This is a genomic window from Arthrobacter sp. alpha11c (assembly GCF_054149985.1).
On the sequence record NZ_CP196747.1, the window covers coordinates 2155140 to 2172939 of the forward strand.

Genomic DNA, 17800 nt, shown 5'->3' on the forward strand with positions numbered 1-17800 from the left:
AGCGGGCATGGCACTCGTGGATCGGCTCCCCAAGCATTTGTTCACCAGCCGCGGCTGGGGATTGCTCTCCGCCGGGGTCCTCTCGCTGGTCTGCGCCTACATTATGGGCAGACGTGATCTCCTGACTCTGGCCGTCTTCTTATTGATCCTTCCGTTGGTTGCGTTGGCCGGTGTGCGGGTGTTGAAACCCAAGTTCCAGGTGTACCGGGAATTCAATCCCTCCACCGTGGAAACCTCCACTGCCACCACCGTTCGCCTGGCGGTTGCCCGGTCCACGTTCTCCACAGGCCACGTGATCATGGAGGAACAACTGCCTCCACGGTTCGGTGATCCGCCGGCTTTCCGCTTCCCGGCGCGGACTGCAACAGGCGGCACCAGCCGCTACGAATACCATCTGCGATCCGGCAAGCGGGGACAGTTCCGCATAGGTCCCGTTACTGCCGAATTCAGCGATCCGTTCGGCTTGTCGCTGCGGCGCCATGCCATCGACGACGGCGACCTCCTCACCGTGACGCCGGCCGCCGTCGAACTTCCCGTAACGGGACTCGCCGGAGCGCGTGGGAACGATGGTGTAACGGCCACCCGGATCAGGGCGAACCCCAGCGACGACGACATCATGACCCGCGAATACCGGCATGGGGATCCCATGCGCCGCGTCCACTGGCCCGCCACGGCGCGGCACGGACAGCTTATGGTCCGCCAGGAGGAATCGGTCACCACTCCGGAAGCCACCATCATCCTCGACCAACGATTCGCGGCGTTCGCGTCCGGCAGTGGCTCGGTTTTCAGCTCGCACGACGACGACTCCGACCTCGTGACCAGCCCGAATTTTGAGTGGGTTGTGACAGCGGCAATGTCCATCAGCGCGCACTTGGCCGAACGGAACTACTCGCTGCGCGTCCTGGATGCCTTCGGTAGCCCGGCCTTCATTCGCTCGCCGTCGGCACCGGACCCGGGCGTGGAAGAGTTCAGTGGCGTCGCCGGCCTTCATGCCATAGCCGAAGGTTTGGCCGCCATTGAGTTGAGCGGCCCGAAAACACCACTGGGTTGATCACCACAGGGCTGAACACCACAGGGCCGGAGAAAACAGTCCGGACCATGCCCAGCGCTCCCCTGAACCCACCGGTTCCACGCCTAACCCCGGCGGGGCACCTAACCGCAGTGGGGCATTCAACCGCAGTGGGGCATCGGAGGTATCGGGCCAGGAAAGCGTTGATTCCGTCTTCGATGACCGCCTCATGGACAAGCTCGCTGCACATCGCTTGCGCGGGCCGCTTCTTGCCTTGCTTGGCAATCTGACCCTGGCCGAAGCCAAGGCGCTTGCTCCTGCGGCCGGCTATGGCGCCAACGCCTTCGCGATAGTAGTTACGGACCCTCAAAGCAACAACGAGTCCCGCAACCATGACTCCCGGAACCCGGACTCCCGCAACCCCGATTTCCGCAGCAAGGACGATGTCCTGGAAACGTTGAGGCAAGGCGGCTGGAAGGCTGTCTCCGTCACGTCGAAGACACCACTGACAGCGGCGTGGTCCGGCTTCGACGAAGGCGGCCTGCTGGTTGCTGCGAGTGCGGCAATGGACGTACGGCGCGGAGCGGCGGTGCCGCGATGACCGCCACGTCCCATCGTGGGTCCCCCGCAACGTACCCGCGAGGCCTACCGCAGCAGGATGCCCGCGGAGATGCCCCCACTCCTCCCCCACAGCGGGCCCAGCCGCCCGGCCTCTACCCGTGGATCATGGCTGGTTCGGTGGCCGTGGCTGTTCTCGGTGCGGCCCTATCCCTGAACGGAGTTTTCAGGGGCTGGGCCTGGTTCATGCCCCTGATCACCACGGTTGTAGCGGTGGCCCTGACGTTGGCCATCCTGCGGACCCTCCGGATCCAGCCTTTGGTTACCACCTTGGGTGCCTTGGCAGCGTTGGCCGGGATACTCAGTTTCACGTTCTGCCGGCAGGACAGCTTCCTGGGCTTTATTCCCACCACCGGGACCTTTGCCGCGGTAGGCCGGCTCATCAAGCGGGCCGCCGAGACGGTTGTGTCCGAGAGCGCTCCGGTAGCCCCCAACGCGGGTATTGTCTTCGTCACCTGTGCCTGCCTGGGACTACTGGTGATCCTGATCGATGCTTTGGCCGTCCCGCTCTCGATGCCGGCAGCCAGTGGAATCGGACTCCTTGCGGTCATGGTGGTTCCTGCAACCATCAAGCCGCAAAGCGTAGGTGTCGCAGGATTCGTTGGGGCCACCGTGGGATATCTGCTCATTCTTGGTTGCAGCCATTGGTTCGCCCCTGACGCCAGGCTGCAGTCCGGAGCACCACGAAGTTCCGGCCAGATCAGGCGCTCCCTGGTGACGGGGGCGCTGGCCCTGGGTTTGGCATTGGTTGTTCCGCTGGCCATTCCAGGGTTTGAAACCGGGACCTTCCCGCAAGGTTCACGGCTGAGCCCATGGGGTACCTCGAATGGCCTCAATCCGATGATCACACTGGGTAACAGCCTCCGGAGTCCCACGGGGGCAGGACGGATCACGTACTCCACCAGTTCCAGCGCAGCCACCTACCTGAGATCCGTCACTATTGACCACTTCGACGGCGAAACCTGGGCACCGGATGACCGCTCCGCCACACGGCGGCCCGGCGTGGACCGGATAGAGCCGGGTTACTCCATCCAGGGAGAAGTCGTGAATGCGGTGACGTCCATCAACGCGGGTTTGTTCACCAGCCCGTACTTACCGGCGCCGTTCGCCCCCGTGTCCGTTAACGGGCTGAACGGCCGTTGGACCTGGGATCCGGCCACCCTCAGCATCATGAGCACCGAGACGAGCACACTGGCCCAACGGTATGTGGTCTTCTCGGCCGCACCCAAGATCACGGCACAGGCCCTGTCCCAAGCCACGGGTAAGCCAAAGTCCATTTCGGATGACTTCCTCCGCGTTCCAGGGAACCTGCCAAGCATTGTGCGCCAGACGGCGGAGCAACTCACGTCTTCGGCAGGCAACAACTACGCCAAGGCCCTGGCCATCCAGAAATACTTGCGCTCCGGTGAATTCACGTATTCCCTTCAAGCTCCGGTGCAAAACGGGTATGACGGCAACGGGTTGTCCGTGCTGGCGGATTTCCTGGCGGTGAAGAGCGGCTATTGCGTCCACTTCTCCTCCGCCATGGCGGTGATGGCCCGAGTGGAGGGCATCCCCAGCCGCATCGCGGTGGGCTACGCACCCGGCCGGCTGACAGGCGAGACCGTGGCTTTGGTTGGCCAGGGATCGTTCCCTGAGTATGAAGTAGACGCCCGTGATGCCCATGCGTGGCCAGAGCTCTACTTTGAAGGACTGGGATGGGTGCCCTTTGAGCCGACTCCATCGCGTGGCGTTGTTCCCGAATACGCCACCGAATCCTCAGTCCCGGGCAGCCTGAGCACCAATGCTGACGAGAAGGACGTTCCAGGCACGGCAGTGACGCCTCCCCCGACCACCGTTCCGCTGCCTGGAGGCGACGCGCAGACTGCTGCCTCTGCGCCTCGTGACCCTCTGCCAACGGTTATTGCCACAATTGCGGCAGTGCTGTTGCTCGCTGCCTTCCTTGGCTCGCCGAGGCTAAGCAGGGCAGTCCTGCGACGCCGCCGGCTAAATCCCAAGGAACCAGCGGATCGTGGATCACCGGACGCCGCATCAACAGATAGCAGATCGCCCGGTCGCCACGACTCCGCAGCCCTCGCATGGGCAGAGTTGCAGGACCTCGCCACGGACTATGGCGTCCCGTCCACGCCCAGTGAAACGCCACGGCACTTTTCTGCCAGACTCCGTTCAAGTTCAGTCCTGGGTGAGGCCGGGGGTCTCGACGACGCCGCCCATACCGCCGTCGCTTCACTCACCGCGGACTTCGAACGGCAACGTTATGGTCGCCCGATGGAGGCTGCCTCCCCGGCGGCGGCCAGGATCGCCGTCGTTCGTGAATCGTTGCGGAACAACACCGGCTGGCTGGTTCGCTTCCGCGCCAACTGGCTGCCGCCGTCGCTCATGCGCCGCTGGTTCCACGCACTCGGTGCCCCGTTCCGCGCTGTGGGGTCCCTGTTCCGGCGGACGGGGCAAGGGATTGCCAGATCCTGGCGCGCACTCAGGGGGCTTCTTCCGCAACGCCGCTAAGACCGCAAACACCACAACGGCTCGCCCGGGAACAGCAAAGGGCCCGACTCCGGAACTTAAGGTTCCGTCGTCGGGCCCTTTGCTTGTCTCTACCGTTCTTGTTGCGAGAGCGGTGGACGGGACCTGGGAGCTAGTCGGCGTACGGGTCCGCGATACCTACGTACTGGGTGTAGAGGTACTCTTCGATGCCTTCGGAGCCGCCTTCGCGGCCCAGGCCGGACTGCTTGACGCCACCGAACGGTGCCGCGGCGTTGGAGATGACGCCGGCGTTGAGGCCGAGCATGCCGGTCTCGAGCTTCTCGCTGACCCGGAGGCCACGGTTGAGGTCTTTGGTGAAGACGTAGGCAACCAGGCCGTATTCGGTGTTGTTGGCCAGACGGATGGCGTCGTCTTCGGTGGAGAACGTGACGATCGGGGCCACCGGTCCGAAGATTTCTTCCTGGAGGATGCGGGAGTCGGCGGCGACGTTCTTCAGCACGGTGGGCTGGTAGAAGTAGCCGGGACCGTCGACGGCGGCACCACCGGTGACTGCTGTGGCACCTCCTGCTACGGCTTCGGTGACGAGGGCGTGAACGCCATCGCGGGCCTTGCCGTCGATCAGTGGACCAACCTTGGACTCGGGCTCAGTACCGCGTGCCGTGGTGAGGGAGCCAATCTTCGCGGCGAACTTCTCGGCGAAGGAATCGGCGATGGACTCGTGCACGATGAAGCGGTTTGCTGCGGTGCAGGCCTCGCCCATGTTGCGCATCTTGGCGGCGATGGCGCCTTCAACAGCCTTGTCCAGGTCGGCGTCTTCGAAGACGACGAACGGTGCGTTGCCGCCCAGTTCCATGGACGTGCGCAGGACCTTGTCCGCGGCTTCGCGGATCAGGGCCTGGCCTACCGGGGTGGAGCCGGTGAAGGAGATCTTGCGGAGGCGGTCATCCTTGATCAGCGGGCCGGTGACCGCACCCGCTGTGGAGGTCTGGATGACGTTGAGGACACCTGCGGGGAGGCCGGCTTCCTGCATGACCTGGGCGAAGAGCAGGCTGGTCAGCGGGGTCAGGTTGGCGGGCTTGAGCACCATGGTGCAGCCAGCGGCTACGGCCGGGGCTACCTTGCGGGTGGCCATTGCCAGCGGGAAGTTCCACGGGGTGATGAGCAGGCAGGGGCCTACCGGCTTTTTCTGCACGAGGAGACGGTTCTTGCCATCCGGGGCTGCGGAGTAACGGCCGGACACGCGGACGGCTTCCTCGGAGAACCAGCGCAGGAACTCGGCGCCGTAGGTGACTTCGCCCCGGGCTTCGGCCAAAGGCTTGCCCATTTCGAGGGTCATGAGCAGGGCGAAGTCTTCGGCGCGCTCGGTGACGAGTTCGAAGGCACGGCGCAGGATTTCGCCGCGTTCGCGGGGCGCTGTGCGTGCCCAGTCAGCTTGTGCGGCAGCGGCGGCGTCCAAGGCCGCGGCACCGTCTTCAGCACCGGCGTCGGAGATGCTGAGCAGGACCTTGCCGGTGGCCGGGTCCTCAACATCAAAGGTCTTTCCGGATCCCGCCGGACGCCACTGACCGTTGATCAGCAGGCCGGTGGGGACGGAAGCCAGCAGTTCGCTTTCGCGTTCAACCGTGACAGTCATGGCGACTCCTTCGTCTTGGGTGCATTGGAGGGTTGCACCACTAGGGTTCCTTGCCAGAATTGGCTTGAATTACTGCCACGGTACTGCCATGCAAGAAGCAGTGTCTACGCCTTCACGCACTGCCATACGCTCGCCAAATTGTGCACCTGCACAGGGATGATCAGCGCGCTGCAAGCACCGCCGAATACAGCTCCCGCTTGCTGACACGGGCATCATCCGCCACGGCGGCAACGGCTTCCTTCAGCCGGATTCCCTGGGAGATGAGCTCGTTCACGGCAGCCACATGGTCTTCCGGTTTGCCGGGGGCCTGCTCAGGTGCGCCACCCACAACCACGGCAATTTCACCGCGAACTTCATTGTTTTCTGCCCACTCCAGGAGTTCGCGCAGTGTTCCGCGGATGACTTCCTCGTAGGTCTTGGTCAGTTCACGGCAGACAGCCACACGGCGGTCCGCGCCAAAGCGCTCGTGCAGTGCCCGAAGCATCACTTCGAGCCGGTGCGGAGCCTCGAAGAAGACCATGGTGCGGCGCTCGTCAGCCAAGTCCGCCAGACGGGAATTCCGCTCCCCCGATTTGCGGGGCAGGAAGCCTTCGAAGCAGAAGCGGTCTGTGGGCAGCCCGGAAAGCGCAAGGGCTGTCAGCACGGCCGAAGGTCCAGGCACGGCAGTGACAGTCAGGCCAGCGGCAACAGCTCCCTCCACCAAACGGAAGCCGGGGTCAGAGACTGCCGGCATTCCGGCGTCGCTGACCATCAGGATGGTTTTGCCGGCCCGCACGTAGTCCAGCAGTTCACCAGTCTTGGCTACCTCGTTGTGTTCGTGATAGCTGATGACACGCCCGGATACCTCCACGCCCAAGGCCTGGACCAGCCGATGCAGGCGGCGGGTGTCCTCCGCTGCAACGATGTCCGAGGTCGCCAGGAGTTCGATCAAGCGGGAGGACGCGTCGCCCACGTTGCCGATGGGAGTGGCAGCCAGCACAATCCTGCCGCTTCCTGCGGTTGGGCTCGCGGCGGCACCGGCGTCCGGTTCATCAACCGCCGATGCATCATCAAAGGGGGCTTCGTCCGGGGTGCTGTGTTGTTCTTCCACCTGCCAAGCCTAATGCCGCGCGCACTTCAACGCCGCAGTAAGATGGAACGGTAGCATGGGCGGGTGAGCCAGTCCCCCGTTCCCACCACCGATTCCGGAACCCCCGCACTGTCGGCGTTACCTTCCGGAGCGACGGACGTGGCGGCGAGCAACGGCTCCGGAGAGCCAGGCCAGACAACAGCGGCCACCGCAACTACCTCATGGCGGCCTCCGTCCGGACAGGACGGCTCAGGCGGCAGCACCAGCAAACTGTCTCCCGGACGCGGGCTGGCAGGCCACCCCTGGATCGCCAGTCCCACTGCGGCCTTCAAGGTGAGCGCCTTGGCATCGCGTTTGATCGGCGGGATCCAAAGCTGGCGGGATTACCCGCCGTCGCTGCGTTTATGGTTCTGGCTGATTCCCACCATCACCGCCGTTATCGGCGGAATCCTGCGCTTCTTCCGTCTTGAGGTCCCGCACAGCTTGGTGTTCGACGAAACGTATTACGTCAAGGACGCGTATTCGTACCTCATCAGCGGATACGAGCGCAGCTGGCCAGCCAATGCCAACGATTCCTTCAATGCCGGCCATCCTGAGATCCTGCTCAACACCCCCGAGTACGTAGTTCATCCTCCGGTCGGGAAATGGATGATCGCCTTTGGCATGTGGTTGTTTGGGGCTGACAATCCGTTCGGCTGGCGTTTCGGTGCCGCCCTCACCGGGACGCTCACGGTCTTCCTGCTCTCGCTCATTACGCTGAAGCTCTTCCGTTCCCACACTCTTGGCGCAGTGGCCGGGTTGCTGCTCGCGGTTGACGGCCACCATGTGGTGTTGTCGCGAACGTCCTTGCTGGACATCTTCCTTACGTTCTGGATCCTTGCCGCCTTTGGCGCGTTGCTGTTGGACCGCGACGACGGCCGACGTCGCCTTGCTTCCAGGCTCGCCGCCCTTGCGGCTGCTTCACCCGATGGCCGGCCTTCCGCCGCGCAACTGTTGGCCGGCCCATGGTTGGGAATGCGCTGGTGGCGCCTTGTTGCCGGCATTTGCTTAGGCCTGGCCGTAGGCACCAAATGGTCTGCGCTGTTCTTCGTAGCCGCGTTCGGGTTGTTGACTGTCTTCTGGGACATGAGCGCCCGCCGCATCGCCGGAATCCGCAGCTGGCCCAGCGCAGCGGTTATCAAGGATGGCCTTCCGGCTTTCCTGACCATTGTCCCGATCGCGGCAGCCACGTATGTGGCCACGTGGACCGGCTGGTTCCTCTCCAAGGATGCCTACTACCGCCAGTGGGCGGCCACTAATCCGGCGCCCGGGTGGGATTGGCTGCCCAATTCCCGTCCGTTCCCTTGCGCATTACCACCTTGAGGCGTTCAAGTTCCATCAGGGCCTCAGTGCCGACCACCCCTACGAGTCCAGCCCCTGGACCTGGCTGGTCATGGGCAGGCCCACCTCGTTCTATTACCAATCGCCCAAGCAGGGAACTCCTGGCTGCATTGCCGAGACCTGTTCCTCGGCCATCCTGCCCGTAGGCAACCCCATTGTGTGGTGGGGCGGCACCGTAGCCCTGGTGATCCTGCTCTTCTGGTGGGCGGGCCGGCGGGATTGGCGCGCCGGGGCCATCCTCGTTGGAGTCGGGGCTGGATACCTGCCGTGGTTCATGTACCCCGAACGCACAATGTTCATCTTCTATGCGGTTTCCTTCGAACCGTTCCTGGTGCTGGCCCTGACGTATGTTCTGGGGTTGGTACTGGGTCGCAGCAGCGATCCTCCTTGGCGGCGGAGATCCGGACTCTACATAGTGGGCTTGGTTGTGGTGCTGGCCGTACTGGCCACAGCGTTTTTCTATCCTGTTCTGACCGCCGAAGTCATCAGCTATCAGGAGTGGCGGATGAGAATGTGGATGCCATCGTGGATCTAGGAGGAGGATCGTGAGGGAGGCAAGCACGGAGCTTCTGGTCGAGGCCGACGAGAATACCAACGTGACGGACCTCCTTCTGGAACGATGCGCCAAGGACCCGTTCGGCAACCTTTACGCCCACAAGACAGCCAATGGGTGGCTCAACGTGCCTGCTGCGCGCTTCCTCGCGGACGTGCAGGCACTGGCCAAGGGCCTCATCGCCGGAGGCGTCAACCCCGGCGATCCTGTAGCTGTGCTCTCCCGTTCAAGTTTCGAATGGACCTTGGTGGACTTCGCCATCTGGATGGCCGGCGGAGTTACCGTGCCCATTTATGAAACGTCCTCGGCCAGCCAGATCGAGTGGATCCTTGCCGATTCCGGTGCCCGGCGCATCTTTGTGGAAGACACGTCCAAGGCGGACCTTGTTCGCGCCCTCGTTGAGAAGTCCACAGCGTTGGGTGAGGACCCGGTGACGATTGTCCGCATGGAGCACGACGGAGAGGCCCCCAACCTGACGAGCCTCGCCGCCGTCGGAATTGGCATTATGGATGCCGAACTTGAGCGCCAGCGCAGCGCCGCCAACCTGTCCGATGTCGCCTCGATCGTCTATACCTCCGGCACAACCGGCAAACCCAAGGGCTGCGAAATCACTCATGGCAACTTCGTGCTGGTTGCCCGGAACGTCATCCCGTTCCTGCCCGAACTGTTGATGCAGCACGGCGCGCGAACGTTGATGTTCCTACCTCTGGCACACGTCCTGGCGAGGGCAGTCCAGGTGGTTTGCCTCACCGCAGGCGTCACGTTGGGGCATAGCCCAGGTGCCAGTGGCCTCATGGCGGACCTGGGTGCTTTCAAACCCACGTTCCTGCTCGCGGTTCCCCGAATCTTCGAAAAGGTCTATGCCGGGGCCGGACATAAAGCGGCCATGTCAGGCAAGTCCGGACTGTTCGCCGCCGCGTCCGCTACCGCCGTCGAATATTCGATGGCGGTAGACCTCGCCGCCCGCGGGCAGGGGCCCGGTCCAGGCTGGTTCCTTGGCCTCAAGCACTCGGCATTCAACAAGCTCCTCTACCCCAAGGTGCGGGAGGTCTTCGGTGGCGCCGTTGGCTACACCGTGTCCGGGGCCAGCCCCCTCAGCCTGCGGGAGAACCATTTCTTCCACGGCGCGGGGATTCCTGTCCTTGAGGGTTATGGCCTGACCGAAACCACTGCCCCCTGCACCGTCAACACGCCAAGCATGTCCCGCATAGGGACCGTTGGCATACCGCTGCCCGGCACCACCATCCGCGTGGCACAGGATGGCGAGGTGCTGGTCAAGGGAATCGGCGTGTTCAAGGGTTACCACCGGAATGAGACCGCCACCGCTGAGGCCTTCGTGGACGGCTTCTTCCGCACAGGAGACCTGGGCGAGCTCGACCCCGACGGGTTCCTGACCATCACCGGCAGGAAGAAAGACCTGTTGGTCACCGCTGGCGGCAAGAACGTCGCTCCCGGTCCCCTTGAAGAGAAACTGCGCGAGCACCGGCTTGTGGGACAGGCCGTGGTGGTGGGCGACGGCAGGCCGTTCGTCGCAGCGCTGGTGGCCTTGGATCCTGAAGGGCTCCAGGACTGGTGCGCCGAGAACAAGCGTGACGCCATGTCCCCCAGTGAAGCCGCGAGGGACGAGGCCGTTCGTGCGGCCGTTCAGTCCGCCGTGGACGAAGCGAACACTCTGGTGTCCTCGGCTGAATCCATCCGAAAGTTTGCCTTTATCACTGCAGATCTCAGCGTCGAGTCCGGTCACCTGACTCCATCGCTCAAGCTGAAGCGGGCCGTTGTGGTTGAGGACTTCTCGTCGTTGGTGGAAAAGCTTTACGAAAAGTAGCGGCTCGGTGGTTATGCGAGGGTGTCGTTGGTGTCCTTACGGACGCCGGAGGCATCGCTCTCGTCGTCGATCTCTGTTGAGGATGCTTCTTCTTCGGCCGCTGACTTTGAGTCCAAACCACGGCGACGACGCGTGGGCCAGGTAAGGATGAAGGTGACCGTTGCGGCCAGGAACACGAGCGCTCCAATGACGATTCCGGCGTCCACCCAGAACTGTCCCGGGAAGAGACGAATGAGCGTGTCTTCCAGGGAGAATGTCCAGGTGCCATTGGCGAAGAAGATCCGGTGGAACTCGGTGAAGAACTGCTGCCAGCTCAGGGCTGCCAACACTGCAAGGCCAACGATGATGACCAAAGTGACGATGGAGCCGGCGAAAAGCCCACGCCGAACACCGCCTGCACTGCGCTTACGCAAGTAGGCAATGGCGATGATGCTCAAAAGAATGAGCAGCAGACCGGCACCAAACGAGGTCAGGATGACCATCTTCACGTCCGCCATATGCGCGACTTCGCTGTCTTTGAAAAGCTTGGCGCCGTCCTGGTTTACCAAGCCACCCAAATACCTGGGCCCTGACCAGTTGCTCAAGTAGTCCACGGCATAGGAGCCGTACGTCATGCGATCGTCCGTGCTGAACCCGTAGCCGTCGCCGGGGAAACCCGGCCGGTTGTATTCAACCCAGAGGAACAGGGGGCTGGTCACTGCCCGGACAGCAAGCACCAAGAGGATCACAGGGAAGAAGACCGCGAGCAGTACCTGGAAAATCCGGGGGCCTATTGGCTTGACCTTTGCTGCCTGTTCGCGTTCTGCATTACGCCTGGCAACCTCGTCCTCCGGCGGACGAACCTGGAGGGCCGACGTCGGCAACGGTTCGGAATAGTGTGCGGGTTGGCGACTTGCGGGCGCATCTGCCACGGTCTCCGCGAAAAGCGGTGGCTCCGGCTCAACGTCCACAGCCTCGGCAGCCTTCCGATCAGCGCGGCTCTCCGGCTGAACCGGGACCGGGCCTGAGGGAGCAGCAGCAGAACCACCAGATGCCTTGGGCTTCATCCAGTCAAAGGCCGGCTCGTCGGGGTCCTCGTGGACGTCCGTCCCCGGATCTTGCGGTTTTGGGCTCTTGTCACTCACAGCGGTTTCACTTCCGTAGGCATCCCACCGGCGTAACCATGCTGCCGGCACTCTTGTCTGCATTCGAGCCTACAGTCCGGGTTTGGGCGGAGACGAGGAGCCACCCCGGGTATGGCAAGATCGAAACGCAACTGTAAGGTGCGGGCGTGTCCGCTTAGACAGCAATCCCCCGGTATCCGGCGTCGTGGCTGTCAAGGTCGCCCGTAGCGCCCGAACGGAATGAACGTCGACCCAGAACCAGGGTGTACGTCCAATAGGCCGCCAGGACCAGTGCCCCGATGGCGATCTTCATCCAAACAGGCAAGGGGCTTGGTGTCACGAACGCTTCCACCAGGCCCGAGATGAGAAGTACCAGGACCAGCCCGAGGGCAACGGTGATGAGCGAACGTCCTTCGTCGGCGACGGCCTGCATCCGTGTCCTGGGTCCGGGCCGGACCATCGACCAAAAAATCTTGAGCCCCGCTGCGCAGGCGATGAACACTGCGGTGAGTTCCATGAGCCCGTGGGGAAGGATGTAGCTGAAGAAAACATCCAACTTTCCCGCGGAGGCAAACACGCCGGCAGCCGCGCCCACGCCTTGGGCGTTGAGGAAGAGAATCATGGGCACCCAAAACCCCGTAATTCCGAAAGCAACGGCTTGGGCGGAAATCCAGGCGTTATTGGTCCAGACCGCGCCGGCAAAGGACGCCGCCGGATTCTCCGAGTAGTAGTCGATGAAGTCGTCTTCAATGTACTGACGCACCCTGTCATCGCTGCCAAATGCTGCCCGCAGCGCCTCGGGCGACGTCCCGATCCACAGGGCGTACGCCCCACTCACCAGCACGAAGAAAACCCCACACCAAACTGTCAGCCATCGGAGTCTGTAGAACGCCGCGGGAAGTGCGATAACGAAGAAGCGGGCGAGGTCTTCCATGAAGTTCGAACGTGCCCCGGTGAACCTGGTTCGAGCCTGGGCGAGTGCGGCAGACAGGGATGAGGACAAGGCCGTCTCCGGAGCCACCGAGCGGATCAGTGACAAATGTGCAGAGACAGTCTGGTACAGCCGAAGCAATTCATCGGCTTCGGACCCAGTGAGCCGCCGCTTATGTGCCAGAAAACTGAGCCGCGACCATTTGTCCCCATGCACGGCCGAAAAGGCATCAATGTCCACGGCACCACCCTATCCCTGTCTGCCCTATCCCTGTCTGCCCTATCCCTGTCTGCCCGGATGGGCGCGGCTAGACTCGTTGATGCGGGTACCTTACGCCCGCAGCGATGCTACGCACCGGGGGCGGACTTGAGTTCAATCATCACAGGCGAGGCAGTGGTCCTGGAGTTGCGCCCGGCGTCCTTCGCCGCCCGCGCTCTGGGGCTCATTCTGGACGTCATTGCCAACGTCCTGCTGTTGATCCTCCTCATCGTCCTGGTCCTCTCCGCCGCCCGGAATCTCGATGAAGCCGCGGTCCGGGCCATGGTCCTGGCCTGTGTCGTCTTCTCCTTCGTCATCGTTCCCGTCACTGTGGAGACGCTCACCCGCGGCCGCTCACTGGGGAAACTGGCCGCGGGCCTGCGCGTGGTCAGGGACGACGGCGGCTCCATCAGGTTCCGGCACGCGGTCATCCGTGGGCTCTTGGGGTTCCTTGAGATTTACATGACCTTCGGTGGACTCGCAATCGGCGTGGCACTCTTCAACGACAAATCCAAGCGCCTCGGCGACGTCGTAGCCGGCACTTACTCCCTGCGGCAGCGCGTACCCTCCGAGCCGAGGATCTTTCCCGGTGCTCCGCCCTACCTCCAACCATGGGTAGCGATGGCGGACATTGGCAGGATCCCCGACGCCACAGCCCGCCGGGCCGGAACCTTCGTTCAGCAGGCATACCTCATGGCACCATCGTCACGGGCCAGGATGGCCGCAGCGCTGGCCTCCGAGCTGGCCAACTACGTCGCGCCGCCACCGCCAGCCGGAACTATCCCCGAAGACTACATAGGGGCGGTCCTCGGCGAACGACGCAACCGCGAACTTGTCCGCCTGCGCACGGCGGAACAGCGCAACGCCGCCATCGGCGAAAGGCTCCGGAAGCTGCCGTTCACACAACGCTAAAGTGCCACGTTGAGGGCGGAGGCCTCCAGCCATCCTCGGCGTGCTCGCTCGTGCCTCGCTTGGACGCACGCTGCCGGATGCCTGGAGACCGCCGTGCAAACCTGTCAGCATTGCCAGTGCCCCGGCGTCGTGAGCCTTTCGGGTAGGCGCGTTTCGGGGTTTCCTTGTGCGGCGTTGATTTGCGGTTGGGTCAGGTAGAGGGACCTGGAGAGGTTGGTGCCGTGGAGACGGGCATCGCGCAGATCGGCGCCGAGGAGGTCCACCGCGGTTAGGTCGCTGCCCTCCAGGTTTGCCCCTATCAGGTAAGCACCGCGGAGATCCGAGCCGCATAGTTGTCTCTTTGCCAAGTTGGTGCCCATGAGGTCGGCACCCGGGTGGATGCCGCCGTCGGGCATTTCACGGCCCTCAGCCCCGTATGAAGCGCGCACCTCCTCGCTGACCTCCATGAGAAGTGCACGCACCTCGGCATGTAAATGTCCGACGTCGGCAGCCAGGACTGCGGACGCTTCGCCTTGGGATGTGGTTTCAATTTCTGTGGACAGCCGGCGGGCGGTGGCCGCGAGTTCGGGATCGAAAGCGCGTTGCTCAGCTTCGGACAAGTACCACAACATTTCGTGCAGCTGCTTGACGACTTTGAAGACAGCGAACATCGAGGACGTGGACGCCGGATCCTGGATCCAACTCGTGCCCCCAAACGTGCGTTGGGAAACCGCTTGGCCTGCGCCGAAGCAGTCAAAGACAGTACATCCGCTGAATCCGCGGGGCCGCAAACGTTGATGGATAGTGCAGGAAAAGTCGCTGGCCATGTTCGGGCAGGCTGATGCAGCCGGTTTATCGATCGCGAAATCAGCCGAGCGGGCAAAGCCAAGGGCGGTGCAGCAGAGGGCGAAGCAATTGCTGCAGTCCGGGCGAAGGGTTGGCGAAATAGTCATTAGTGCTCCAAGCGATGAAATGGAATCCGGTGGAAGGAGCTGGGAACCCTGCGCGGGTTCCCCTAGGGAAGACTCGTAATCACCACGGAGGGCAGCACAAATAACAGGTCCGGGCAGATGCGGAACCGGAAAGGAGAATCAAAGACCGCAAGAAATAATCACTGCCTCGATGTTAATAGCAATTCTGTACCCGGTTGGAAACGGTGGCTACCGCTGGGCGTAGCTGGCCCAGGGGATGTTCCAGTCGCCGAAGCCCTCCAGGGGTTCAACAGCCGGCGCACCAGTATTCAGGATCTGCACCACGTCACCGGTTTTCATATTGTTGAAGAACCAGGCAGCATCCTCGGGCAGCAAGCCAACGCAGCCGTGGGAGACGTTCACGCGTCCAATGGCGCCCCAAGCGGACTCCAAGGCCTGATGGACATAGACGCCGGACCATGTGAGGCGGTTGGCATAATCCACCACCATCGGAGCGTAGTAGCCTTTGTCCCCGGGTTTGAGACCAATGCTTCCGGCGTTGAACTTGGATTTGCGTTCTTGTTCCAGGATCACGGCGTAGCCGGTGGGCGAGAGCCAGTCTTCGCCACCCAGCGATACGGGTGCGGTGTGCATCAATTGGCCATCGAAGTACACGTTCATGGTCTTGGTGTTGTCATCCACTACAGCCACGCGCTGCGGTCCCGTAGTGAAAGTGGAAACGACATCCCCGTTGCCGATCATCTTGTTGCCGAAGTCGACGCCCAGGAGCTTCATATCCACTGTGACCGTGGTTCCCGACGCCCAGAATGCCTCCGGGCGAATGCGGACCTTCTTGTCCGAGTACCAATGCCAGGCGACTGGCTGGCCCGACGAAACAGTGATCGCAACGCGCTTTTCCATCGCGGCCTTGTCAACCACAGGTTCGCTGAAGTTGATTTCGATTGGCTGGCCTGAGCCGGCAACTGTGCCATTACGGGGATAGATGGAGGCATCGGCTTCGTAAGCAGCGCTGACCGTGGTGAAGGTCTGCGTCTTCTTGGTTTCCTTACCTGCAGTGTCCACGACGGTGAAGGAATAGCTGTACTGGGTCTTGAACTTCAGGACCTCAAGGGTTGTCCACGTGCTGCCATCCGCGCTGGTCTTCCCCTGCACAGGTGTACCGCCGTCAGCCGGCGCCAAAACTACGTCCTTGACCTTGCCGTTGACGGCCTTGATCTGGGGGCCAACCACGGGATTCCACTCCACAGCGCCGTCCAGCGGCGTGATGCCCAGCTCAACGGGTTTGGCCTCTGGCGTCGGAGAGGATTGGGTTGTTCCCACGCCATTCGGGGTGGAACCGGCCAGCAATCCAGGAACGGTGGCAACGCCAATACCGCCCACGACGATGGCGGCGCAGACCCCTGCAATGGCAAGGATCTTGCCCGTTTTCCGTTTGGCGACTTCCGTCATGGTTCCTGTCTTCCTGTCCCCCGGCAAGCAATACTGAACACCCAATTCTAGCCGAAAGGCCGGCCACGCTGCTCACGTGTCCGGCCTTTCACCGCTGGCTTGAGGCTACCGCGTTGAGGTTACTGCCACGGCAAAACTGAACTTGGCCTAGTAGCGGTAGTGCTCCGGCTTGTAGGGGCCTGCGACATCCAGGTCCAGGTAGTCCGCCTGATCCTTGCTCAGTTCCGTCAGCTCCACGCCAAGCGCATCCAGGTGCAGGCGTGCCACCTTTTCGTCCAGGATCTTGGGCAGGACGTAAACCTGCTTCTGGTACTCGCGTTCCCCGGCCGGCTGGTCCTTCTTGGTCCAGAGTTCAATCTGCGCGATCGTCTGGTTTGTGAACGAGTTGCTCATCACGAAGGACGGGTGGCCCGTTGCGTTGCCCAGGTTCAGGAGCCTGCCTTCAGACAGAACAATGATCGACCGCTCGGAGTCCGAACCGGCATCGAAGACCCACTCGTGAACCTGCGGTTTGATCTCCACCTTCTTGACGCCAGAAACCTTGGCAAGCCCGGCGATGTCGATCTCGTTATCGAAGTGGCCGATGTTGCCCACGATCGCTTTGTTCTTCATGCCCAGCATGTGCTCGGCCATGATGACGTCCTTGTTGCCGGTGGTGGTGATGAAGATGTCACCCTGGGCAAGGACAGATTCCAGCTTGGCCACTTGGTAGCCGTCCATGGCGGCCTGCAAGGCACAAATGGGGTCTATCTCCGTAACTACAACGCGCGAACCCTGGCCGCGCAGTGCTTCTGCCGCACCCTTGCCGACGTCGCCATAGCCACAAACCACGGCAACCTTGCCGCCCATGAGGACGTCCGTCGCACGGTTGATGCCGTCCGGCAGCGAGTGGCGGATGCCGTACTTGTTGTCGAACTTGCTCTTGGTCACCGAATCGTTGACGTTGATGGCCGGGAACAGCAGCTTGCCCTGTTCCGCGAGCTGGTAGAGCCGGTGCACGCCCGTGGTGGTTTCTTCAGTGACGCCCTGGATTCGGGCGGCCACGCGTGTCCACTTCTGCGGGTCCGCGGCCAAGGTCCGGCGAAGGAGGTCCAGGATGAGGACGTACTCTTCAGGATCATCCTCGGTGGCCGCGGGAACGGCACCTGCAGCCTCGAAATCGACGCCCTTGTGCAGGAGCAGGGTGGCGTCGCCGCCATCGTCCAGAATCATGTTGGGACCCAGCTCCGGATTTTCGTCCGCTCCGGGCCAGGTGAGGATCTGCTCTGCGGTCCACCAGTATTCCTCGAGGGTCTCGCCCTTCCAGGCGAAGACGGGAACGCCTTGCGGATCCTCCGGCGTACCTTTACCGACGACGACGGCGGCAGCGGCTTCGTCCTGTGTGGAGAAAATGTTGCACGAGGCCCAACGAACTTCGGCGCCCAGGGCGGTGAGGGTTTCAATGAGGACGGCTGTCTGGACCGTCATGTGCAGCGAACCGGCGATGCGGGCGCCTTTGAGCGGCTGCGAGGGGCCGAACTCAGCACGAAGGGACATCAGGCCCGGCATTTCGTGCTCAGCGAGACGGATCTGGTGGCGGCCTGCCTCGGCAAGGGAAATGTCAGCCACTTTGTAGTCGAAAGTCATGGAAGTCCTTATAGATGTTTAGGCGTACCGTGCGGGATT

At 62.7% G+C, this 17800-nt stretch carries 10 protein-coding genes and 2 pseudogenes; 5 read left to right on the top strand and 7 right to left on the bottom strand.

Translation table 11 applies throughout. From position 1 onward, the window contains the following. Positions 1 to 7 precede the first annotated feature (7 nt). Positions 8 to 1610, top strand: a pseudogene (locus ACTAQJ_RS09780) (DUF58 domain-containing protein). Beyond that, on the top strand, positions 1607 to 4132 hold the full coding sequence (locus tag ACTAQJ_RS09785; RefSeq protein WP_498701851.1) for a transglutaminase TgpA family protein: 2526 nt from the start codon (positions 1607 to 1609) through the stop codon (positions 4130 to 4132). Before ACTAQJ_RS09780 ends, ACTAQJ_RS09785 begins: the two are co-directional and overlap by 4 nt. A gap of 130 nt (positions 4133 to 4262) precedes the next feature. On the opposite strand, the gene ACTAQJ_RS09790 is transcribed toward ACTAQJ_RS09785, so the two are convergent. Beyond that, complete coding sequence (locus ACTAQJ_RS09790; protein WP_223936356.1) at positions 4263 to 5744, bottom strand: NAD-dependent succinate-semialdehyde dehydrogenase; 1482 nt, start codon at positions 5742 to 5744, stop codon at positions 4263 to 4265. Between the two features lie 160 nt (positions 5745 to 5904). After that, the gene (rsmI, locus tag ACTAQJ_RS09795) at positions 5905 to 6834 is read right to left on the bottom strand and encodes a 16S rRNA (cytidine(1402)-2'-O)-methyltransferase (RefSeq protein ID WP_498701852.1); all 930 of its coding nucleotides are present in this window, start codon (positions 6832 to 6834) and stop codon (positions 5905 to 5907) included. A gap of 138 nt (positions 6835 to 6972) precedes the next feature. Here rsmI and ACTAQJ_RS09800 point away from each other — a divergent pair. Together ACTAQJ_RS09800 and ACTAQJ_RS09805 are read left to right on the top strand one after the other, a co-directional pair. Continuing rightward, a pseudogene (locus ACTAQJ_RS09800) lies at positions 6973 to 8728 on the top strand (dolichyl-phosphate-mannose--protein mannosyltransferase). 10 nt (positions 8729 to 8738) lie between these two features. Beyond that, the gene (locus ACTAQJ_RS09805; protein ID WP_498701853.1) at positions 8739 to 10571 is read left to right on the top strand and encodes an AMP-dependent synthetase/ligase; all 1833 of its coding nucleotides are present in this window, start codon (positions 8739 to 8741) and stop codon (positions 10569 to 10571) included. Between the two features lie 11 nt (positions 10572 to 10582). Here ACTAQJ_RS09805 and ACTAQJ_RS09810 read toward each other — a convergent pair whose 3' ends face one another. Together ACTAQJ_RS09810 and ACTAQJ_RS09815 are read right to left on the bottom strand one after the other, a co-directional pair. Next, a complete protein-coding gene (locus tag ACTAQJ_RS09810; protein WP_498701854.1) occupies positions 10583 to 11695 on the bottom strand; it encodes a TIGR01906 family membrane protein in 1113 nt (370 codons plus the stop codon). 154 nt (positions 11696 to 11849) lie between these two features. Then, positions 11850 to 12845, bottom strand: a complete 996-nt coding sequence (locus ACTAQJ_RS09815; protein WP_498701856.1) for a stage II sporulation protein M — start codon at positions 12843 to 12845, stop codon at positions 11850 to 11852. Positions 12846 to 12971: 126 nt separating this feature from the next. Here ACTAQJ_RS09815 and ACTAQJ_RS09820 point away from each other — a divergent pair, with 126 nt between their 5' ends. Then, positions 12972 to 13775, top strand: coding sequence for an RDD family protein (locus ACTAQJ_RS09820; RefSeq protein ID WP_431119105.1), 804 nt, complete (start codon positions 12972 to 12974; stop codon positions 13773 to 13775). A gap of 104 nt (positions 13776 to 13879) precedes the next feature. Here ACTAQJ_RS09820 and ACTAQJ_RS09825 read toward each other — a convergent pair whose 3' ends face one another. From ACTAQJ_RS09825 to ahcY, 3 genes are all read right to left on the bottom strand, one after another. Continuing rightward, entirely contained in the window at positions 13880 to 14707 is an 828-nt protein-coding gene (locus tag ACTAQJ_RS09825) for a pentapeptide repeat-containing protein (protein ID WP_498701858.1), read from the bottom strand. Positions 14708 to 14914: 207 nt separating this feature from the next. After that, positions 14915 to 16135, bottom strand: a complete 1221-nt coding sequence (locus ACTAQJ_RS09830) for a L,D-transpeptidase (protein WP_498701859.1) — start codon at positions 16133 to 16135, stop codon at positions 14915 to 14917. Between the two features lie 147 nt (positions 16136 to 16282). Beyond that, positions 16283 to 17761, bottom strand: a complete 1479-nt coding sequence (gene ahcY / locus ACTAQJ_RS09835) for an adenosylhomocysteinase (protein ID WP_498701860.1) — start codon at positions 17759 to 17761, stop codon at positions 16283 to 16285. Positions 17762 to 17800 lie beyond the last annotated feature (39 nt).

Excerpts from the sequence above, each read along its gene's own strand:
- ACTAQJ_RS09785 (WP_498701851.1), top strand. The coding sequence starts at position 1,607 with ATGACCGCCACGTCCCATCGTGGGTCCCCCGCAACGTACCCGCGAGGC.
- ACTAQJ_RS09790 (WP_223936356.1), bottom strand. The coding sequence starts at position 5,744 with ATGACTGTCACGGTTGAACGCGAAAGCGAACTGCTGGCTTCCGTCCCC.
- ACTAQJ_RS09825 (WP_498701858.1), bottom strand. The coding sequence starts at position 14,707 with ATGACTATTTCGCCAACCCTTCGCCCGGACTGCAGCAATTGCTTCGCC.
- ACTAQJ_RS09830 (WP_498701859.1), bottom strand. The coding sequence starts at position 16,135 with ATGACGGAAGTCGCCAAACGGAAAACGGGCAAGATCCTTGCCATTGCA.
- ahcY (WP_498701860.1), bottom strand. The coding sequence starts at position 17,761 with ATGACTTTCGACTACAAAGTGGCTGACATTTCCCTTGCCGAGGCAGGC.